The sequence below is a fragment of the Rhodococcus sp. T7 genome (assembly GCF_009872365.1).
Classification (GTDB): Bacteria; Actinomycetota; Actinomycetes; order Mycobacteriales; family Mycobacteriaceae; genus Rhodococcus_F.
This window is the reverse complement of record NZ_WXYH01000162.1, coordinates 1-3094: the sequence shown is the minus strand read 5'-3', so window position 1 is coordinate 3094 and position 3094 is coordinate 1. Positions and strand designations below refer to the sequence as shown.

Annotated in this window: 4 protein-coding genes; all 4 read right to left on the bottom strand. The window is 66.0% G+C overall.

The features are described 5' to 3' along the window. Window positions 1–162: 162 nt before the first annotated feature. A complete protein-coding gene (locus MLGJGCBP_RS17350; RefSeq protein WP_087556637.1) occupies window positions 163–1017 on the bottom strand; it encodes a DMT family transporter in 855 nt (284 codons plus the stop codon). A gap of 8 nt (window positions 1018–1025) precedes the next feature. Beyond that, entirely contained in the window at window positions 1026–1499 is a 474-nt protein-coding gene (gene smpB, locus MLGJGCBP_RS17345; RefSeq protein ID WP_015890164.1) for an SsrA-binding protein SmpB, read from the bottom strand. A 76-nt stretch (window positions 1500–1575) separates the two neighbouring features. Continuing rightward, complete coding sequence (gene ftsX, locus MLGJGCBP_RS17340) at window positions 1576–2481, bottom strand: permease-like cell division protein FtsX (RefSeq protein WP_087556638.1); 906 nt, start codon at window positions 2479–2481, stop codon at window positions 1576–1578. 67 nt (window positions 2482–2548) lie between these two features. Continuing rightward, window positions 2549–3094 (bottom strand): cell division ATP-binding protein FtsE (locus MLGJGCBP_RS17335; protein WP_160097165.1); only part of this gene is annotated, 546 nt, incomplete at its 5' end.

The following is a 3094-nucleotide window of genomic DNA, read 5'->3' as shown; positions in this document are numbered from 1 at the left end:
GTGGTCTCTTGCCTGCACCGACACGCTTCCCCTACCTCAACGTACGCAGTCGAAACCGTTCAGCCCCGTACGTGCCCCACGAGTCTCGCGGGGCCACCTAGTGTAACGCGAACCCCGCCCGGATTCATCCCGGTTTTCGCCGGGAGTGTCGACGGACGTATTTCAGCTGGCCACGGCGATCATTCCGACGGCAGCGAGGGCGAGGAGCATCCCCGCCTGCTGCATTCTGCTCACCCGTTCACCGAGCATCACCATCGCCAGCAGCACGGTGGCCGCGGGGTACAGCGACCCGATGACGCTGACGAGTGACAGCAGCCCGCCCTGGAACGCGTACATCATGGCCGCGTTGGCAAGAACGTCGAGGAAACTCACATACACGGCGAGTTTGAGGGGTTCGCCGTGCGGCGGCACGAAGTGGCCGGCGGCCAGGGCGACGAGCCAGACCACCGCGGTCGCCGCGGCGCGGGACACGGCGAGCGCCCACATCCCGCCCTCGTCGCCGATCTGGTGCAGCGAGACGAAGGACAGCGCGAACGCGATGCCGGATCCGACGGTGAGCAGTGCCACGGTGCGGGTGAAGCGCAGCACCCTGCCGCCTGCCACCTCACCCGCGGTCTCGTCGGGCGATTCCCGGCTGACGAGGACGACGGCGACGAGGGCCACCGCGATTCCGATGTACGCGACGGGCCCGGGCCGCTCGCCGAACGCGAGCCCGATCAACACCGGAATACCGGCGACCAGCACGGCCGTCAGCGGCGACACCACCGACATCGGTCCCGACGCCAACGCGAGATAGAACCACCAGACCGCCACCCCGCCTGCCACTCCCGCCACCGCACCCCACACGAGGGAGGACGAGGTGAGGGTGCCCCCGGCGAACGGGGCGATCATGAGGACGATCAGCAGCGACAGCGGATAAGACACGATGACGACGCGCAGCGCCGCCACTCTGCGGGACGCGACTCCCCCGACGAAATCGCTCACGCCGTATCCGATCGCGGCCACGAGCGCGAGCAGGATGGACGTCAGCGCATGCCCTTGACTCGGCGTCCGAGTTCGCGGGTCACCTCACGCTCGGCGGTCCGCCTGGCCAGGTCCTGGCGCTTGTCGTAGTCCTGCTTACCCTTGGCGAGCGCGAGCTCCACCTTGACCTTGCCGTCGGAAAAGTACATCGACAGGGGAACCAGGGTCTGGTTGCCCTCGCGGGTCTTGCCGACGAGGTGCTCGATCTCCCGTTTGTGCAGCAGCAGCTTCCGGGTGCGGCGCGGCGAGTGGTTGGTCCACGTGCCCTGCGTGTACTCGGGGATGTGCAGGGAGCGCAGCCACACCTCTCCGTCGTCGACGGTTGCGAACGCGTCGACCAGCGACGCCTTGCCCTCGCGCAGACTCTTCACCTCGGTACCGACGAGCGCGATCCCCGCCTCGTAGACGTCGAGAATGGTGTAGTTGTGACGCGCCTTGCGGTTGGTCGCAATGACCTTGCGGCCCTTTTCCTTCACGTTCCGGGCCTTTCAGTCCGCGATGTCCGAGGTGAACAGTTCGTACCCTCCAGCATAGGAGAAGGCGCAAACCGAATTATTCGCGGACGTACAAGCGCAGGGTCACGTACGCGGTGACGGCCGCCATGCCGACGCCCACCAGCACCAGCACCGGCGCCACGAACAGCACGTCGCTGTTGGAGATCCGGGCCACGATGTTGGCCTCGTAGACGTCCGCGAGCACGTCGTCGATGAACATGTTCTTCGCGGTGAACAGGCCGACGATGGCGAGGATTGCACCCACCAGCGCAGCGACCACAGCCTCGAGCAGGAACGGCAACTGCGTGTACCAGCGGGTCGCACCGACCAACCGCATGATGCCGACCTCGGTGCGACGGGTGAAGGCCGCGATCTGAACCATGTTCGCGATCAGGAGAATTGCCGCCACGGCCTGCACGATCGCGATCGCGAACGCGGCGTTGCGCACCCCGTTGAGGACGCTGAAGAGCCGCTCGACCAGTTCGCGCTGATTGAGGACGCTCTCGACGCCCGGCCGGGTGCCGAAGTTCTCGTTGATCACGCCGAACCGCTCGGGGTCGCTGAGCTTGACCTTGAACGAAGCGGGAAAGCTGTCGGGGCTGACGAGTGCGGCGAGTTCGGGCTGATCCTTGAACACCCGCTCCGTCGCGTCCTTCACCGCGTCGTCCCGGTTGAGGTACTCCACCGACACCACCGACGGCGTGTCCTCCAGTTCCGTGCGCAGCGACTTGCAGATCTCCCCCTCGCAACCCGGGTCCGAGGTGGAGATGTCGTCGGTGAGGAAGATCTGCACCTCGACGCGGTCCAGGAAGATCTGCTGGGTCTTGCCGGCCATCTGCACCACCAGCAACCCGCTCCCGAACAGGCCGAGGGAGATCGCGGTGGTGAGGATCATCGCGATGGTCATGGTGACGTTGCGACGGAGTCCGGTCAGGACCTCACTGAAAATGAAACTGGCACGCATCGGGGAATCAGAGTCCTTCGTAGGAGACTTGGGGACAGTACTGAAGCTTGGAGTGCAGGGAGGGCGGCTAACGCCCCACGCCGTACACACCCCGAGCCTCGTCGCGCACCACTCTGCCGAGGTCCAGTTCCACCACGCGACGACGCATCGAGTCGACGATGTGATGGTCGTGGGTCGCCATCACCACCGTCGTTCCGGTGCGGTTGATCCGTTCGAGCAGCAGCATGATGTCCTGGCTGGTCTCCGGGTCCAGGTTGCCGGTGGGCTCGTCGCACAGCAGCACCAGCGGCCGGTTCACGAACGCCCGCGCGATCGCGACGCGCTGCTGCTCACCACCCGACAGTTCGGTGGGGAGCCGGTCCGCCTTCCCGGACAGCCCGACCATCTCGAGCACCTCGGGGACGGTCCGGGAGATCATCGCGCGCGGCTTCCCGATCACCTCGAGCGCGAACGCGACGTTCTCGGACACCGTCTTCTTCTGCAGGAGCCGGAAGTCCTGGAAGACGACGCCCATGCTCTGCCGCAACTTCGGCACACGCCGGGCCGACAGCTTGTTGACATGGAAATCCGCGATGCGAATGTCGCCCGACGTCGGCGACTCCTCCTTGAGGAG